Source organism: Rossellomorea sp. ABR4_012 (assembly GCF_056159545.1).
The window spans coordinates 822,587-840,298 of sequence record NZ_JBSWVK010000001.1; the positions used below are offsets into that span (position 1 = coordinate 822,587).

12 protein-coding genes and 2 riboswitches are annotated in these 17,712 nt (G+C 40.7%); of the genes, 7 read left to right on the forward strand and 5 right to left on the reverse strand.

Features of this window, described 5'->3' with window-relative positions:
* Positions 1-10: 10 nt before the first annotated feature.
* The gene (locus ACXAFV_RS04080; protein ID WP_475124618.1) at positions 11-1,111 is read right to left on the reverse strand and encodes an acyltransferase; all 1,101 of its coding nucleotides are present in this window, start codon (positions 1,109-1,111) and stop codon (positions 11-13) included.
* Positions 1,112-1,819: 708 nt separating this feature from the next.
* Between ACXAFV_RS04080 and ACXAFV_RS04085 the strand changes: the two genes are divergently transcribed.
* The 5 genes from ACXAFV_RS04085 to ACXAFV_RS04105 all read left to right on the forward strand — a co-directional run bounded on the left by ACXAFV_RS04085 (position 1,820) and on the right by ACXAFV_RS04105 (position 10,026).
* Complete coding sequence (locus tag ACXAFV_RS04085) at positions 1,820-2,632, forward strand: SGNH/GDSL hydrolase family protein (RefSeq protein WP_475124620.1); 813 nt, start codon at positions 1,820-1,822, stop codon at positions 2,630-2,632.
* A 159-nt stretch (positions 2,633-2,791) separates the two neighbouring features.
* Positions 2,792-2,875: riboswitch (cyclic di-GMP riboswitch) on the forward strand.
* Positions 2,876-3,241: 366 nt separating this feature from the next.
* Positions 3,242-4,417: a beta-ketoacyl synthase N-terminal-like domain-containing protein gene (locus ACXAFV_RS04090; protein WP_475124621.1), complete on the forward strand. Its 1,176-nt coding sequence runs from the start codon at positions 3,242-3,244 to the stop codon at positions 4,415-4,417.
* Positions 4,418-4,463: 46 nt separating this feature from the next.
* Positions 4,464-6,863, forward strand: a complete 2,400-nt coding sequence (locus ACXAFV_RS04095; protein WP_475124623.1) for a putative bifunctional diguanylate cyclase/phosphodiesterase — start codon at positions 4,464-4,466, stop codon at positions 6,861-6,863.
* A gap of 107 nt (positions 6,864-6,970) precedes the next feature.
* Positions 6,971-7,405: a VanZ family protein gene (locus tag ACXAFV_RS04100; protein ID WP_475124625.1), complete on the forward strand. Its 435-nt coding sequence runs from the start codon at positions 6,971-6,973 to the stop codon at positions 7,403-7,405.
* Positions 7,406-7,599: 194 nt separating this feature from the next.
* On the forward strand, positions 7,600-10,026 hold the full coding sequence (locus ACXAFV_RS04105; protein ID WP_475124626.1) for an immune inhibitor A domain-containing protein: 2,427 nt from the start codon (positions 7,600-7,602) through the stop codon (positions 10,024-10,026).
* 367 nt (positions 10,027-10,393) lie between these two features.
* Positions 10,394-10,478, forward strand: a riboswitch (cyclic di-GMP riboswitch).
* Between the two features lie 48 nt (positions 10,479-10,526).
* Here the strand turns inward: ACXAFV_RS04105 and ACXAFV_RS04110 are convergent.
* Positions 10,527-11,015, reverse strand: coding sequence for a sigma-70 family RNA polymerase sigma factor (locus ACXAFV_RS04110; protein ID WP_475124628.1), 489 nt, complete (start codon positions 11,013-11,015; stop codon positions 10,527-10,529).
* Positions 11,016-11,335: 320 nt separating this feature from the next.
* Between ACXAFV_RS04110 and ACXAFV_RS04115 the strand changes: the two genes are divergently transcribed.
* The gene (locus ACXAFV_RS04115) at positions 11,336-11,896 is read left to right on the forward strand and encodes a competence protein ComK (protein ID WP_475124629.1); all 561 of its coding nucleotides are present in this window, start codon (positions 11,336-11,338) and stop codon (positions 11,894-11,896) included.
* A 93-nt stretch (positions 11,897-11,989) separates the two neighbouring features.
* Here the strand turns inward: ACXAFV_RS04115 and ACXAFV_RS04120 are convergent, their stop codons facing one another.
* Entirely contained in the window at positions 11,990-13,654 is a 1,665-nt protein-coding gene (locus ACXAFV_RS04120) for a M4 family metallopeptidase (protein ID WP_475124630.1), read from the reverse strand.
* A 432-nt stretch (positions 13,655-14,086) separates the two neighbouring features.
* Between ACXAFV_RS04120 and ACXAFV_RS04125 the strand changes: the two genes are divergently transcribed.
* The gene (locus ACXAFV_RS04125; RefSeq protein WP_475124631.1) at positions 14,087-15,211 is read left to right on the forward strand and encodes a histidine kinase N-terminal domain-containing protein; all 1,125 of its coding nucleotides are present in this window, start codon (positions 14,087-14,089) and stop codon (positions 15,209-15,211) included.
* A gap of 62 nt (positions 15,212-15,273) precedes the next feature.
* On the opposite strand, the gene ACXAFV_RS04130 is transcribed toward ACXAFV_RS04125, so the two are convergent.
* On the reverse strand, positions 15,274-16,599 hold the full coding sequence (locus ACXAFV_RS04130) for a UDP-glucose dehydrogenase family protein (RefSeq protein ID WP_475124632.1): 1,326 nt from the start codon (positions 16,597-16,599) through the stop codon (positions 15,274-15,276).
* A gap of 3 nt (positions 16,600-16,602) precedes the next feature.
* Positions 16,603-17,535: a UTP--glucose-1-phosphate uridylyltransferase GalU gene (gene galU, locus ACXAFV_RS04135; protein WP_475124634.1), complete on the reverse strand. Its 933-nt coding sequence runs from the start codon at positions 17,533-17,535 to the stop codon at positions 16,603-16,605.
* Between the last annotated feature and the right edge of the window lie 177 nt (positions 17,536-17,712).

The following is a 17,712-nucleotide window of genomic DNA, read 5'->3' on the forward strand; positions in this document are numbered from 1 at the left end:
CTGTTTGTTATTACTGCCCCATACTATATTCTCTGCGGTTTGCCGTTTCTTTCTTTTCGGCAGTTTTTAATTTAGGAACTGTAAGAATATATTGATTTAAAGGGAATAACTGAATGATTTTGACCACTCCGATTGTCGCTAGAAGGATAACTGCATACACGATAGGGAAAAGTGCCGTTTTCCATATGGATGCAGGGGCTATCTCCTGGAAGCAATAAATCACGAATGGGTGGGCTAAATAAATGGCCATTGATAAGGTACCTATTTTAGTGAGGGTATTATTCAGCCAATTGATTTTTGTCACAGTTTCCCCAATCCCAATGATAAATAAGGTGATGATTGGAATGTTGATCATATTGGTTGCTCTATTGGATGCTATTGCCCCCACTGTCTTATATTCCCATACAGCTGCCAGCGTGATCAGAATGACAGCTATTCCTAATAAGCCTTTATATTTTCTTGAGAACGATGCTAGCGGCTCCCAATAATATGCAAGGAACCCTCCAAAGATAAAGAAGAACATCCAATGTGGCAGAAAAGCTCGCTGTCCAAGGATTTCTCCAATGATTCCATCAAATTGCCCTGGTGTGAAAAGTTTTAAAAAATATAAGTTAATAAGGATAGAACACGCTAACAAAATAATCCAGTTCTTTTTAGAACGGATTAATTGCAAGAGTGGGAATAGCAGATAAAATTGAAAGACTATCGACATAAAGTATAAATGGTAAAAGGAATTCCCGGATAAGAAGTTCATTAGAAAGCGTTTTTCACCGACGTCAAAGGGATTTACACCTTCAACTGCATACATAAAACCTAAATAAAATATACTCCAAAATAAAAAAGGGAATCCGATTTTGGTAAATCTGCTAGTGGAAAACCTCTTAATATCAAAACCTCTGAAGCGAACTTGATAAAATAATAGAAACCCACTGATAAGTGCAAAAATAGGGGTTCCGAAGCGGCTTATCTGATTGATGAAATAAGTGAAATCATTGAACTGCTGCCCCTGTTGATAATAATAAGTAGCCGAGACATGAACAAAGACCACTAATAGACAAGCAATTGCTCTTAATATATGAATTTCAGCTATATGGCTGCGTTTTTTAGTCATTTTTGTCACATCCTTGGTGTAGTAAACTGAATTCCTCCTACATCTTATATGAAAAATTTAGTGAGTTCTCGTTTGTAATCTTACTTTAATGCAATAGTTGAATGGAGATAATATAAGAACCATAATCTATTAATTGTGGAAATTTTAAGGTTATCTCTCATACTTAAGGCTCGTACCCCCATAAGAATTATTCTGTTAAGCTCAAGTTAAATGACTTCTATATATCTCGTAAAAAGGTTTTGGAGAAAAAAGAAAAGGGAATAAAAAAGTAACAATTCGACGTATTAAGCTAAATGTTCTTATAAATTCCACCATGAAAATGACAATTTTCTTATAATAAACGGTTTATAATTGGACATATACGTTCTTCAGGTAACAAATTAAGTAGAATGGGGTGCTAGAGTTGTGAGAAATGAAAACGATTTCAGTTCCGGTTTGTATTGGGGCACTCTTATAAGTATTCCGTTGTGGCTTTCTTTTTTTGGCTGGGTAAAGATTGTTAAGGCATTTTTATAAAAAGCATTGTGACTTAGTAGTTAAATATTTTGAAGGGGTGACATAGAGTGAAAATTCTTTAAGTCACCCCTTTTGTGTAAAGAAACTAATATATTGTCGTAACTTTTAGAACCGTATCCTACATATATTTACAAATAATGTAATATATCTACTGTATCATGTCTGTATAGGTTATACGGATGGGGGATGAGAATGAAGAATGTATTGTTAATCTGTCTTTTTATCATCACGGTACACACATTGACAGCAGGTAAATTACATTGGGATAAGAGAGTAGGGGCGGTTCAGACAGACTCTGCTGCATCAACCGGGTTGAATGATCAAGAAAGGGAAAATGAGCAAGTTTCAGTTGAAAAAGTAGTAGATAGGGATAAACTAATGAAGTTAGATAGAGTGAATTACCTGCCGCCTGAACTTCAACAAAAATTCAGAGAAAAAACTAGCAGTAATGATCAACCCGTCTATCTGATGATTTTGGGGTCCTCCTCTACCTCGCAAAAGGTAGGTGCATGGGCAAAACAGCTGGAAAGTAAGCTGCATGAAATTTATGGAAAGTCGCTTGTAGAGGTTTCAATAAAAGAAATTGCTAACAAAACCTCTGATCAGGTAATCAACGAGAACATACATAAAGACTTGGCGGATCAGACCCCAGACATTCTGCTATTGGAACCATTTTTACTGTATGATAATGGAGAAATAAGTATATCGAACCGCTTAAAAAACCTTTCAACAATTATAGAAGTTTTTAAGGAACATAACCCTAACATCACAGTGATGATTCAACCTGCTAACCCTATTCATGGAGCCCGTCATTATCCAAATGAAGAACAAGATTTAGAAGACTATGCGATACAAAATAAATATATCTACTTGAATCATTGGGAGGCATGGCCGGATTATAACGATAAGGAAATAAAAGATTATCTAACGAATGAAAACTTACCGAATGATAAAGGAAATGGGGTTTGGGCAAAATACTTAATTGATTATTTTGTGAGAATGTAAAAGATAGCTTTAATCTGTGAAATATTCTTTTAAGAATATACAATTTATTTTTATGATTTTTATGATACTATCTAAAAGTAGTAAAATTGAATCATTCATAACTGTAGTTTATAGTTATATAGTATGTTATTGAAACTATTTAAAAACCATTCATAATTCGTACGATAATGGCAAAATCATTGAAAAATGATGACGCAAAACTATAGGGGCTAATGTCTATGACTATGCCAGCCAGCTTCCGAAAACGGACTCCTGCGATTTATGAAACAGAGGAGGAACATTATGAAGTTGAAAAAAGTATTGTCTCAATTTAAATTTTGGTGGCATTCTATAAGAGTGCACTACCATCAAGCATTATTTGATAGTTGTCTGGATTGCCGTCTCAAAAAGAAAATTCAACAAAAGATCATGTATCATGAAATGAAACTGAATAACTATTAGTTTATGGAAAGGCTCATAATGGGCCTTTTTTTTATTTTCTGCTCTACTGATATTTATGTAGTGTGTTTTTTGTCGAATTAACATAGATTATGTCTAATGATTTCCTTTATAATAATTGGTAACGGAAGAAATTATCGGTATGACCTACTATCATAAGGATGGATTCTATTGGACAGAATTGTAATTACCGGCTATGGGATAAAGGCTCCAGGCGCTTTAACTAAACATGATTTTCGCAGCGTGCTGGAGAATGGGATCTGTACCCAGTCTGTACTCAAAAGTAACAATGCTACGCACTCTAGTGTGATTTCGGGAATCATAGAAAACGATTTTACGATTATTAATGAAAAAAATTATAAGCGTTATCCCCGTTCGATCAGGCTGGCCCTGGCTGCTGCCGATGACGCAGTATCAATGGCTCAACTATCATGTGACCCTTATCAGGTGGCTGTCATCATGGGGACTTCTGCGGGGGCGATCCTAGAAATTGAGCAGTATGCATCCGTGGCCCTTGACTTGAAAAAGTATCCGATTCACGGGGTATCCATTGTTGATAACCATACCCTTTCATCTGCAATCGCGGCACATATAGGACTTAGAGGACCTGCTTTCACCATTACTACGGGGTGTACAGCCAGCTTGGATGCCGTGGTTTTGGCCAAATTATTATTAGAGTCCGGCCAAGTGAATGCTTGTATCATAGGGGGGACAGACGCACCTCTTGGACAGTGGAGTATTAACGGTTTCATCAAAACAAGAGCCATTGCTTCAAATGTCTCGGTCGAAAAGACTGGTGTCCCTTTTTCGACCGATCACCAAGGGTTCGTCCTTTCGGAAGGGGCAGGGGTTCTCGTTCTGGAACGTGAAGAGGATGCTATGAAGCAGGGGAAGAAAATCTATGGAAGCATAGAGCGTGTGTTATCAAGGAATGAGGGAACACCTATCCTAAAAACGGATGAATCAGGACAGGAAATGCTTTCTTTATACAAGGAGGTCATCAGGGACAAAGTCCCTTCTTATGTGAACAGTCAGTCTTTAGGCCTGCAGACAAATGACCGGATTGAAGGGTATATTCATAGAGAGTTATTCGGGAATATGGTGCCTCTGACCTCAATAAAGGGAATGACCGGTCACTCATTTGCTGCCATGGGCGCAATGCAAATCATCTCAGCTCTCCTTTCAATTGAGTATGGATTTATACCCCCGACTATCAAAACATCAGGGAAGGGATACGAGGATTTGCCCATTGTTTATAAAACCCGGTTTCAGCCAATCGAATCCGTGAGCATCACCACTCATGGTAACAGCGGGAATAATGCTTGTATTGTTATTGGGAAACCCTGAAACCGATTAAAAAGGAACAACTACTTGAATGAGGGGGGATCATCTTATGTTTTTTCTGTTTTTACTATTAGTTGCACTTATCCCTCTGGTTATCGGCATTTCAATTCTTAAAATGTTCAAGGGAAATAAGCTGTCAAAGGCACTATTTTTATTTTTACTATTGGCAACGTTATGGCAGATAGATGTATCAGTGTTGTTTGCTCATCATGTTTTAACCCAGCAAGCCATTGATTTTCTGTTTAGGCTATTTAGGATCGGTTCCATCATGTTATCTCCTACTCTATTCTTTGTGGCATTTATCATTTACCAGGAAGAGCTTGCGAACTTCCAAAACAGTAAATGGAATTACCTGATGAATAAAAAGGTGGTCATCTTCTATTACATCTGCAGTTTTGCCGTGTATTTAATAGGCTGGAGCCATAAAGGGATTCATTCTTATAGATTGATAGAGCCAGCGCATGCCCCTTCTTTTTATTTTCCTGTATATGGGAGTCTATCATGGGTATTTCATGCCAATGTCCTTCTATTTATCATCAGTATTGTCGTATGTATAAGGATTTGCACTCGAATTGGTCATTCTGCTTTGCAATCGTTTTTATTCTATTTTATTCTCTCGACCGCATTAGGATATGCCATCGGAATACTGAACATGCTTCCTTATGCCATGCTGCTTCCCAGTGCAGTGTCGGTTCTTATATTCGCTATTTCCATTCTGATTCTATCTAATAAGATGCATCTTCGTATGGTCAACGATGTGAACAGTCAACTCGACCAGAACAGGGAGTTTTTAAGCAAGGTAATCGACCTTAACCCCAACTATATTTATGCGAAAGATCAATACGGCCGATACACTCTGGTGAACGAATCTTTTGCCACACTATATGGGTTGGAGAAGCGTGAAATAATAGGGAAAACCGATTTCGACGTTCATGTGAATAAGGAAAGAGCTTTTGAAATTTATCAGATTGATCAAGCAGTACTTGCTGATGAGAAAGAGATTACTGCACTTGAAGAGATCTTTATTGATCGTTTCGGGAAAGAGAGATGGCTGCAAAGTTCAAAGATTCCCATTAAAACAAAAGATTCCACTATTCTTCTGGGTGTCTCAACCGATATCACTGAGCATAAACAGCATGAAAAAGAGCTTAACCACCAAGCGAATCACGACGTACTGACCGGACTTCCCAACAGGAGGATGTTAAATGAAAATTTAACGAACATCTTAAAGCCTGCTGACAGTAAAGCTGCTTTGATGCTTATTGACCTAGATCGATTCAAATATATCAATGACACGCTGGGACATGATGTCGGAGACTTACTTTTAATTGAAGTCTCTAAACGTCTTAAACAGTTCCTTGGTGACAGAGGACTTGCAAACGCAAATGTTTACAGGCTTGGAGGGGATGAATTTACCTTATTATTTCCATATCGTCACCCTGAAGAAGTAACGGATATTGCGAAGAGTCTACTTGAACAATTTAATAGAGAATTCAGTCTAGGAGAGCAGGAATTTTTTATTTCGCCAAGCATAGGAATCAGTACTTATCCTGAAGATGGATGTGATGCAAAGACATTAATGAAAAATGCTGACACAGCCATGTACTATGTGAAGGAAAGAGAAAAAAATGGGTTTCAACTATTCACGAAAGAAATGAATCGCGATTTCTTTCGGAAAATGATGATTGAAAAAGAACTTCGTACGGCTTTGGAGCAAGGTGAATTCGAACTTCATTACCAGCCATCAATGGATATACATACAAGGAAGATTTGTGGAATGGAAGCGCTTATCCGCTGGAACAATAAGAACCTGGGTCATGTTTCACCTGCTGAGTTCATTCCGATTGCAGAAGAGACAGGTATGATTATCAGGATAGGGGAATGGGTACTCAGGACAGCCTGCGAGCAGAATATATGCTGGCAGAATGCGGAGTATCCACCTATGAAAATCGGAATCAACATTTCAATCAGACAGCTCCTGGATAAAAATTTCGTCCACAAAGCTGCTGCCATCATTAAGGAATCAGGCCTTTTGCCGACTTATATTGATTTAGAAATAACAGAAAGTATTGCCATGTATGACCCGACTCTGATGATCAATAAACTGAAAGAATTAAAGGAAATCGGAGTCAGCATTTCAATGGATGATTTCGGGACTGGCTACTCCTCCTTAAGTTATCTCAAGAAGTATCCGCTCGATACGTTGAAAATTGATCGAAGCTTTGTCAGCGGCATCACTTCCCATGAAGATAATAAAGCCATTGTGAACAGTATTATCTCCATGGCAAAGCACCTTGGCTTACATGTGACTGCCGAAGGTGTGGAGGACGAAGGGGAAATTCGTTTTCTGGAAGATAGCCAATGTGACACCATTCAAGGGTATGTAATTAGCAGGCCGTTATGCGGTCAGGAGTTTGAGCGTAAATTCCTTGCGGGAACAGTGGGATAGAAAGGAAAATGTAAGCATGAAGAATCGTTTCTTCATGCTTTTTCTCATTAGTAGATGGTATGTCGCTGTAATATCTTGTCAAAAATAGTCACAAGGAAGTGATTGTTTTGTTGCTCAGGATGGTTGCAACATGCTATTTTATTGTTATTTTTATCTTTACTTGTACAGAGAATTTAACCAAGTTTTATAGAGAAAGAATTCCTCATTTTAAATGGAATCCCAATCCGGATTATTCAACTTTTTTCGATTTCACCTCTTATCCTTTTACCAGTCGAGCTTACATTTCTCAAAAAACTGGGCATGTACTCGCATTCTTTTTACTGGCTTTGACTATTTATGGAGTGGTCCGGGTTGGAGTGACCTTGCTTATATCATTTTCATACGCACTCTTTACCGAGACTGCTCAGTTGTTTTTTCATCGAACCGGCTGCCTGGTGGATGTGGGGTATGATATGGCGGGGGTTTTTGTTTTTATGGTGGTGTTGTTCCTTATGAATGCTATTGGGGAGTTTATTCATTCTGAGCAATTCGATGTACGTTGAAAAAATGAGAACAGGTACTTTTGGTATGGAGTGCCTGTTTTTGTATTTGGTTAGAAAACAAAATATTACTAATATATTAAAATATTACAGTTATTTTACATATAAATTCTCCAGAAGGGATAGGTGTTCTGTATAAAGAATTCAGAATATAGGAACTTATGTCTATGTTCTAATTATTTTAAGGGGGAATTAGTTTGAGAAAGAAAAGAAAAGCTGCGTCCGCAGCACTAGCTACACTGCTGGGTCTTAGTACATTAGCAGTGGGTCCAGCTATGTCAACTGCTCAGACGGTTGATGTGAAGAATGTACTTAGCGAGGTGGCAGATAAAGGTCATGCGGGTCACAGCCACCATGGTGGATCTCCATTCGACTTGGGGATTGCCAATGATGAGCGTTTGATTGAGATGTTGAAAAAAGAAGGGAAGATTGCAAAGAATGCAACTCCAGCTGAAGCGGAGAAGGCACTGGCTAAGTTTTTGAATAAGAAGGCTGAAAGTGCAAAGAAAGAAGCAGGGGAACTTGAAGATGAAGCAGCTGCTAATAAGGCCAAGCTTCAAGGGGAAATGAAAAACAATGGTTTGAAATCCGGAAAAGGAAATAAGCTGGGCCAAGCGAAGAAGAATTCTCCTGATTCAGTGAAAGAAGAAACTTATGATGGAGAAATGCGAACGGATAAAGTCCTTGTTCTTCTGATTGATTATCCGGATAAGCCCCATAACGACATGACTGCCGATGAAACGGATATGTATTACGAAGGTGAAGAGGCTTACTCAAGCCAGCACTATCAAGATATGCTGTTCGGTACTGGCGGATGGACAGGACCTGATGGGAAAAACTATGTATCTATGAAACAGTATTATGAGCAGCAATCAGGTGGAAGTTACTCTGTTGAAGGGGAAGTTGCTGGATGGTATACAGCGAGCAAACCTGCAGCTGCATATGGTGGGAATGACCCTCAGCCAGATGGAAGTGACGTAAACCCACGTGGTCTTGTAAAAGAGGCTTTAGCTGCTGCAGCGGCAGACCCAAATGTAAACCTCGCCGATTACGACCAGTGGGATCGTTATGACCTTGATGGTGACGGTAATTATTTGGAAGCAGACGGTTTGGTGGATCACTTAATGATTATTCACTCCGGTGTCGGTGAAGAAGCTGGCGGCGGATCTTTAGGGTCTGATGCTATCTGGTCTCACCGTTGGAATTTGGGTGGAGTTTATCCTGTGGAAGGGACAGAAGCTACTGTTGGATATTGGGGTGGCCCAATGGCCGCCTTCGATTACACAATTGAACCTGAAGACGGTGCAGTCGGTGTAATGGCACATGAATTCGGTCATGACTTAGGTCTGCCTGATGAATATGACACTCAGTACACGGGTGCTGGTGAAGCAGTAAGCTATTGGTCCATCATGTCAAGCGGAAGCTGGGCAGGAGGCATCCCTGGTACGCAGCCTACCGGTTTCAGCCCTTATGCGAAGGAAATGCTTCAGGCTTCTGCGGTTGTTGATAACCAAGGAACAAAGGGGAATTGGTTAACAGGGACAGAAGTGGATTCAGCAGATGTAAATCGAAACGGAATGGAACTTCTTCTTGATGAAGCTGCAACCAAAGGAACGAACAATGATGTAGTGAAAGTTAATCTTCCTGAAAAAGAAGTGAAAGGAATTCAGCCTGCATTTGGTGAGAAGTACTATTATAGTACAAAAGGAGATGATCTTCACACGACAATGGTTTCTCCAGAATTTGATCTAACAAATGCCACATCAGCATCTTTCGATTTTAAAACGTTGTATGAAATCGAATATGATTACGACTACTTATTCGTCACAGCAGTTACCGACAGCGGTGAAGAAGTTGAGCTTGATGTCATCGGTGATGATGACACAAATGGTGATGGATCTGCTGAAACGACTAATGGCCAATGGGTGGATAAATCATATGACCTAAGTCAATTTGCAGGTCAAAAGGTAGCTCTTCGCTTCGAGTACGTGACTGACGGAGGGCTGGCACTTGACGGATTCGCCATGGATAATGCGACCCTTTCAGTGGACGGCCAAGTTGTATTTGAAGATGGTGCTGAAGGGGAATCTCCTGAATTTGTAACAGATGGATTCGTCGTTTCAAACGGTATAGATTATAAAGATCATTACTACCTGCTTGAATGGCGCAGTCATAACGGAGTAGATGAAGGCCTTGCCAACATCCGCCGCGGTGCAAGTCTAATGGAATTCAATGAAGGTTTAGTTGTATGGTATGTGGATGAGTCTTATACAGATAACTGGACAGGCGCTCACCCTGGAGACGGCTTCCTTGGTGTAGTGGATGCTGACCAACATGCGAACCGCTGGAGTGATAAATCAGTGGCTTCTTCAAGATACCAGGTACACGATGCAGCGTTCAGCCTGAATAAGTCAGACAAAATGTTCCTTGATTATTCTGATTTACTAGGTATCACAATGAAAGATAATCATACTGCCCGCAATCCATTATTCGACGACAGCGCCGACTACAGCAACCCAGGTCTAGTAGACGCAGGACGTAACGTCCCTAACTACGGTCTGAAATTCCGTGTGACAGGCCAAAGTGCTGATGGATCAGTCGGTAAAGTATTAATCTATAAATAAATCAATATAATGAAAGATTAGACTCCTTACTGGTGCAGTAAGGAGTTTTTCTTTGCCGTGTTTTTATTAAACAGAAACGGGACAATGACCTGTCCCCGTGTCCTAATCTGTCTCTTTTTGTCTATTAATATTTGACTAATTGTATAGATAATTCAGACTTTTGTATTGTATAATAGTACTAGAAAAGTAATTAATTGTATTTTTATAAAGGGGGATCAGGAATGCCGGTTTATTATATGAAAGAAATATGGACTCCTTTGAAGCTATTTGGGATTAAGTTCTTCAGGTGTGAGGAAAATCGAATTTACATAAAGATTCTGCAGTCTCACCGTAAACGGATCTTCGGATAAGAATTCATCTTGAATAGATGTGAAAAGGGCAAAGCCATCGAAAGGTGGTGACGCAAAGCTAGAGGGGCTTCTGTTTGATGACAATGCCAGCCAGCTGCCGAGTCTTTTCTTTTTATACCGCAATATGGCACGTAAACCTTTAAGGTTTTTTTATTTTGACTTTTTTACATATTTCCTCATCCGATCCATAGCTCCTTTTCTCCACTTCTTTACTGCACCAATGGTCACCTTTTCTCTTTCTGCTATTTCCCTTACCGTCAACATATCAAAGAATGTATACATGACCCACTTAGTTTGGCAAACCGAAAGTTCCTCGCAATAAGCAAGCAGGGTCTCCTGTGATAGAGGAACCTCCGACCATTCATCTTCCACTAGTTCCCAAAACTCTTCTTTTGGATAGGTCTGGCGATCGAAATGTTTATTTTTACCATTCAATTCTGTTAATATTCTGCCTTTGATATATGAGTACGCAAATGCTGCAAAAACACCCTTATCGCTATTGAACTTTTGGGACGCTTCCCAAAGGGCGATGAGACCTGTTTGGTGAAACTCCTGTTGGTCTTTGTAGATGTTAAGAGAATGGATGATTTTGTGAATCATAGGTTCAAACTGTCTTTGAATATCTTGAAATGAATCCAAATCAATTGTCCTTTTGAATGGCGCGCCGTTCGGTTATTCCCGGGTAGCTTTACCATACAGGGAAGGGGGAGGATTCAACAAAACAGGGAATTGTCTGTTTTATAGTAGATTAAGCGTTTTCGTGAGGAGGAAACAAACGGTTTGCGGCTGAAAAACGTTTGTTGAGGCTGAATGACGTTTTATTTTACAAAAAATTGTAAAATTATGTAGAAATAACTGGAAATAATATCCTGTTAGAGTATAATAGGTATAAAGTCACTTATTTTTAAGATTTTTCTGAAAAATAAGTTTCTACTTACATTTAAAGGATGGTGTAGTGAGTGAGAGAAAGAGAAAATCCAATTTCAATGAATACGATGGCGGTTTATCCGGCCTATCACGAAAGGTATCAATCCGTCATACTGAATCAAACGGGGGAACATATCTTCAGTAAAAGGCCGGTCATGGACCTCCTGGACGATGTGTGTATGAGAAATGGAGCTTCCTATAATGGCAGGGTGAAAGCAGTGAAGCATGTTCTGCCGTATTTCAGGAAAACTCCCGTCATAATCAGTGAAGATCCATACATACTTGCTTTCCCAACCATGTCTCCCCAACATTATGAATGCACTTGGCTTTTTTGTTCCCACATCGAGAATTTCTCCAACACTAATGGAAAAACATACGTCACCTTCAAGAACGGGTCTATGCTGGAGGTCTCTTGTTCAGTCAAGGTTCTTCGAACACAGATGGAAAGGGCATCAGCGACATTGAATTATTTTGCTTCAGGTTTGGATTTGCCGCCTTCCGCCGGAAATCCGGAAGAATCTATGTCTACTCCATCGATTTACTCGAGCATGCTCCCTTTACAGCCGGAAAATCAGCCTCCCATCCAAATGTAATAGATTGAGAGAAGAAGACTTTTAAGAAAGGCTTCTTTTTTATGGGCAAAAAAATAAGCATGAAGGAGGGCCTTCATGCTTAATGCTTTATGGTTATTCTGTAATCCCGACAGAATCAAACCCGCCGGCAGCTGCAGCAGCTTCCTCACTGCCTGCGCCGTATAGATCCTCGGCCGATTGAATGATCGCCTGACGCGCATCACTGAAATTGGACAGGCTTGTCAGGTAGGTAGTCAATGCACGGTAATAAATTTTACCAAGCTTCTCACGGCCGATATCCTGAGCCGTCAAGTAAGCGGCATGATTGATGATGGAGGAGTTGATATGAACACCACCGTTATCCATGTTGCCTGGGAGATCATAAAACTCGTCCATATGGGAAGGGTACATGCCGTCTCCATTTCCGTAAGGAACGTAATCTGCTTTTACAGGGTATTTACTTGGATCACTCAGGCTTCTGAGAGATTCCCTTCCGCTTTCCTTTGCAGCAGGGGCCATGATGTCCTCACCAAGCTCCCAGTTTTCATCATCGATCAGTGCACCGAAAATGTCGGAGAATGCTTCGTTCAATGCCCCGGATTGGAAGCGGTATAGGAGGTTGGCAGAGTTTGAAGTAACTCCGTGAGCCATTTCATGGGCGGCTACATCGAGTCCGGCTGAAAGAGGGACCATGAATTCACCGTCTCCGTCCCCGTAGACCATGAAAGTTCCGTTCCAGAATGCGTTATTGTAGTTGTTCCCGTAATGGACGACCGATTGAATAGGCATGCCTTCATCATCGAGTGAGTTTCGCCCGTGCTCATTAAGGTAGTACTCATAAACCTTTTCGGAGTTATAGTGGGCGTCCACCGCCGGCCGGTCAAAATCGGAATGGAAGGCAGCATCTTTGTCCTTGAATATTTCTAAGCGGTTATTGGAATAGTCGTACGTGATGATGCCGTCCAGGCCTTCATGACTGTAGTCGGCCATCTGGAACATCGTGCCTTCGTTTGGTTGTTTTGTTTTTGAGATGTGCAGAAGACGGTGTTCTCCTAAAACCCCGATTCCGCTTCCTGTTTGGGTTTTGATGTCTTCCGCATGCATGATGGCGTTGTACTGGTCGACTACTTCACCAGTTTTCGCATCTATGAACACAAACCAGTTGCCGGGTTCTTCTCCTAGGAAATTGACGTTCACTTTATATGTAAGGTGATTCTCTCCTTCGAATGGATAGATGACGAGCTCCGAGGTCGGTGCATAGGTTAACTTCTCTGGTGCTTTGACTGCTGATTTGGCTTTTTCGACCGCTTTACTGCTTGATAACTGAGGTGACAGGTTAAGGTCGGTTTCTTCCGCTGCCTGGTGGTAAGATCCATTCACAGAAGTGATTTCATTGTTTTTGTTGTAGTGGACGATGATTTCAGTCCCTTCTACAGGGATGCCGTTTTTAGTTTGGTTAAATCGGACGTGGGTCATGCCGAGCTCATCTTTTTCTACTTTTTTTGCTTTTAAACTTGCTTTTGGGTTCGCCATGTTGAGTTTGGATTTTTTCTCTTGAAGATAGTTGAGTGCATCATTGGAGGTAGCAGCCAGGCGTTTTACGGCATGTTTTTCTTTTACGAATAGAGGGACATTTGCTTTCTCATTCCAGTGCTTGACCGATTTTGTTTGGACCGGTGCCAGGTCATGAGGCTGAACAGCCAGTGCCTGTCCTTGAGGCAGAGTCGCAGCGATAAGAGCGGTAGAAAGTGCAATTGGTGCAATTAGTCTATTCTTCAATTTATTTCCTCCTTTTACCATTTGATATTAAGTATAGAGAGCATTCTAGTAAAATACATGAACAATTGGGACGAACTTATTCTACTGAAATTACTAGATATTTTAGGCTGGTCCAGGCTGGACGGATGGGGAATTTAGGATATCGAAAATCACTATTCGATACATTTCGATAAACGAAATAAACCGAACGACCCACCCACTGTCGAAACCAAACGAACCCTCTGGTCGAAAGTTCTTTAGTACTTTAGTAGATCGAGGGACGGGCTTTTAGCCAAGTAAAGCAATTTCCGTAGACCTGATGCTTTAGTGCTTTACCAGAGTCTGGGACGGGCCTTGTAATTTATAGAAATTATCTCAGGGGCCATTACTTTCTGTTATGATAGTAGTAAAGACAGAATGTTGAAAATAAGGGAACGAAGGGATTGCCAGTTAATGACTAGTACTTCTGATAGACTCATAGCTTTTTTAGAGGAACATTCAGCTGAGTTTTTACATAATTGGAGAGAGAAGATTGTCATTTCTGAGGATGATCTTTACAAGGAAGAAGTCCTGCAGAATGGACTCCGGATGTTTCACTTGGTGAAGCGTGCCATTAAACACCCTTTGACTGAAGAGGAAATCCAGGCACTTGCGTTTAAAACTGCTCACGAACGGGTGACAGCCAATGTAAATATCAGCGAATTTGTTTACAATGTCAATGTCGGGAAAAGTGAAATCATCAAATGGGTGAGCCGTTCCGGAATTGAATGGGATGCCCTCCAGAGGTATCTTGAGGAAATTAACACGTTATTTGACCGCTTCTCTTATCTTGCCGTGAAACAATACACGGATATCCGGGACAAACAGCTGCAGGAGAAGGAACTTTATATTGATCAGACACATAAAGAGCGGCTGACGATACTCGGACAAATGAGTTCAAGCTTTGTTCATGAATTCAGAAATCCGTTAACTTCCATTATCGGTTTTACCAAATTACTTCAGCACGATCACCCGCACCTTCCCTACCTGGATATTATGCAGCATGAGCTGGATCAGCTGAATTACCGTGTCTCACAATTCCTGCATGTATCAAGGAAAGAAATCATTTCAAGAAAAAAGGAAGATGTCGTCATTGCTGCCCTTTTCGAAGAACTGATTGAGTTTCTTTACCCCAGCCTGCTGGCAGGGGAAGTGACCATCGAAGTCAATGTTGATGAGAAGGTCAAGATCACTGGAAACCAGGATGAGCTGAGACAGGTATTCTTGAATTTAGTCATGAATTCCATCGATGCGCTTCAACAGGTGGAAGGAGAACGGAAAATTTGGATCTCTTCCTCAATCATCGATGATGAAATGTCCATCAACATTTGTAACAATGGTCCTCAAATACAACAGGAAACCATCAATGCGATTTTTGAACCTTTTTATACAACAAAAGAGCTTGGGACAGGAATCGGATTGTTCATCTGCAAAAAGCTGATTGAGAAGCATGATGGGAAAATTACATGTCAATCTAGCTCTGAACAGACTGTATTTACCATTCAACTTCCTTTAATAACAGTCCCTTCTGTTAACTAAATTAAAAAGAGTCTGAACGATTCACTGTTCAGGCTCTTTTTTACTTTATACTTTTTATATTTCTAAATAAGGGACGAGGAGTTTACAACTGCCGGTCTGCCAATGGAATAATAATCAATCATAGTTTCATTCGCTTCTTCCAAAGAAAAACAATTCCTGCCGTCAAAAACAACCGGATTCTTCATCAGTTTGGCAATCGTTTTAAGTCTCAGGATTTTAAATTCATTCCACTCTGTAGCTATGAACAACATGTCTTGATCCTCTATAGCGTCAACAAGATGTTCCCCGTAGCTCACAGAGTCTCTTAATACCGATTGAGCATTTTCCATGGCGACAGGATCATACACCGTGACATCCACTCCCGCTGCCAACAGCTGCTTAACGATTTCAATAGAGGCGGCTTCCCGTATGTCATCGGTGTTCGGTTTGAAAGAAAGACCGAGGACACCGGCTTTCTTGCCGGATAAAGAGCGGAAGTGTTCCTTTGCTTTATTTACAAGACTTACCTGCTGCTTGGCATTTACTTTGATCACGGATTCTAACAGTTCAAATTTATGGTTTATATCTCCAGCCAGCTGGACAAGAGCATTCGTATCTTTCGGAAAACAAGAGCCTCCATAACCAATACCTGCCTGCAGAAAATGAGGACCTATCCTATTATCCATTCCCATTCCTTGTGCCACATCTTCAATATTACCGCCTAATTTTTCACAAAGATTCGCGATCTCATTGATGAAGCTGATTTTAGTTGCCAGGAAGGCGTTTGACGCATATTTGATCATTTCGGCACTTTCGATGGAAGTATGCATGATCGGCACGTTGAAAGGTCTATGCATTTCTTCAAGCTTGGCAGCAGTCGCTTGACTGTCCGCACCGATGACAATGCGGTCTCCTTTAAACGTATCATGGATAGCGGAACCTTCTCTTAGAAATTCCGGGTTAGAGGCCTGGCTGAATTGGAAGGGAGCGGACAAACTGTTTTGTATCCATGATTTGATTTTTTTATTTGTACCTACTGGAACAGTACTTTTGGTCACAATAATTGTGTCGTTCTTCTGCAAATGAGCACCGATTTCTTCAGCAGCGTTTTTAATAAAGGTGAGGTCGGAAGATCCATCGTCTTTAGATGGCGTACCGACTGCCAGGATGATGATTTCTGCCTGTTTAAAAGCCTCGTGATAATCTGTTGTAAAGGTAATTTTTTGATTTTGCAGCTGCTGATTAAGCAGAGGTTCCAAATCAGGCTCGTAAATAGGGGAAGTCCCTTGCTTCAATCTATTTATTTTCTCCTGGTTAATGTCTAACACCATGACATCATGATTCACGCTAGCCAGGCAGACTCCGGTTACCAGACCGACATATCCAGCTCCAATAATCGTGATCTTCAAGTGTTATCCCTCCTTTATTTCTGTACGTAATTTGGTGAGATAGTCCAGTAAATCATTCTTTATTTCCGGACGTCCCATCGCGAACTCAATGGTTGCTTTAATGAAACCAAGCGGGTCTCCTATATCGTATCGTTTTCCTTCAAAAATCTTTGCATACAAAGGAAACTGTAAATTATATTGGTTGAGGGCATCCGTTAGCTGATATTCTCCTCCTGCCCCTGCTTGTAACGTTTCTAAGAAATGAAAAATATCAGGGGTTAAAATATATCGTCCCATAATCGCTAGGTTGGAAGGCGCGTCTGCAGGGTGAGGTTTTTCTACTAAGCCTTTCACACTTCTCAGTGAATCACCTGAGTAAAAAGAATCGATGATCCCATATTTGGAGATATCTTTTTCCAGAACTTGCTGAACTCCGATGATAGGGGCTTGCTGCTTCTCGAACGCTTTGATTAACTGTTTCAAGCACGGTTCTTCTGATTCGACGATATCGTCTCCGAGCATGACCGCAAAAGGGTCATTGCCTATAAAAGAGCGGGCACAGAGAACAGCATGACCTAAACCGAGAGGCTCCTTCTGTCTAATATAATGGATGTTTGCGAGGTTGGAGATGGATTGGATTTCTTCCAAAGCGCTCCATTTTTCTTTCTTGGCAAGCGCAGCTTCAAGCTCATACGATTTGTCGAAGTGATCTTCAATGCTTCGTTTTCCCCGTCCTGTGACAATGATGATATCGGTGATTCCTGATTGCACAGCCTCTTCAATTATATATTGAATGGCAGGCTTATCGACAATGGGAAGCATTTCCTTTGGTTGAGCTTTTGTAGCCGGTAAAAAACGGGTTCCTAATCCTGCTGCAGGTATAATTGCTTTCGTAACTAATCGTGGGGTAGAGAATGGCAGAAAAGATTCTTCGGAGCTTGAATGGAATGGTTTCATATGATACCTCCATAGTAAGGGTTAGTTATATTTTATCAGAGAAAAAGGAGGAATATTTCCTCGTAGAAAGGTATTAACAAAGAATTTACAATAAATCAAGACTGAGAGGAAAAAGAAGAGCAACGGTCCCTCATCGTAGAAAAAAGAGTCATGTAAATAAAGGTAATACTGAGTTCA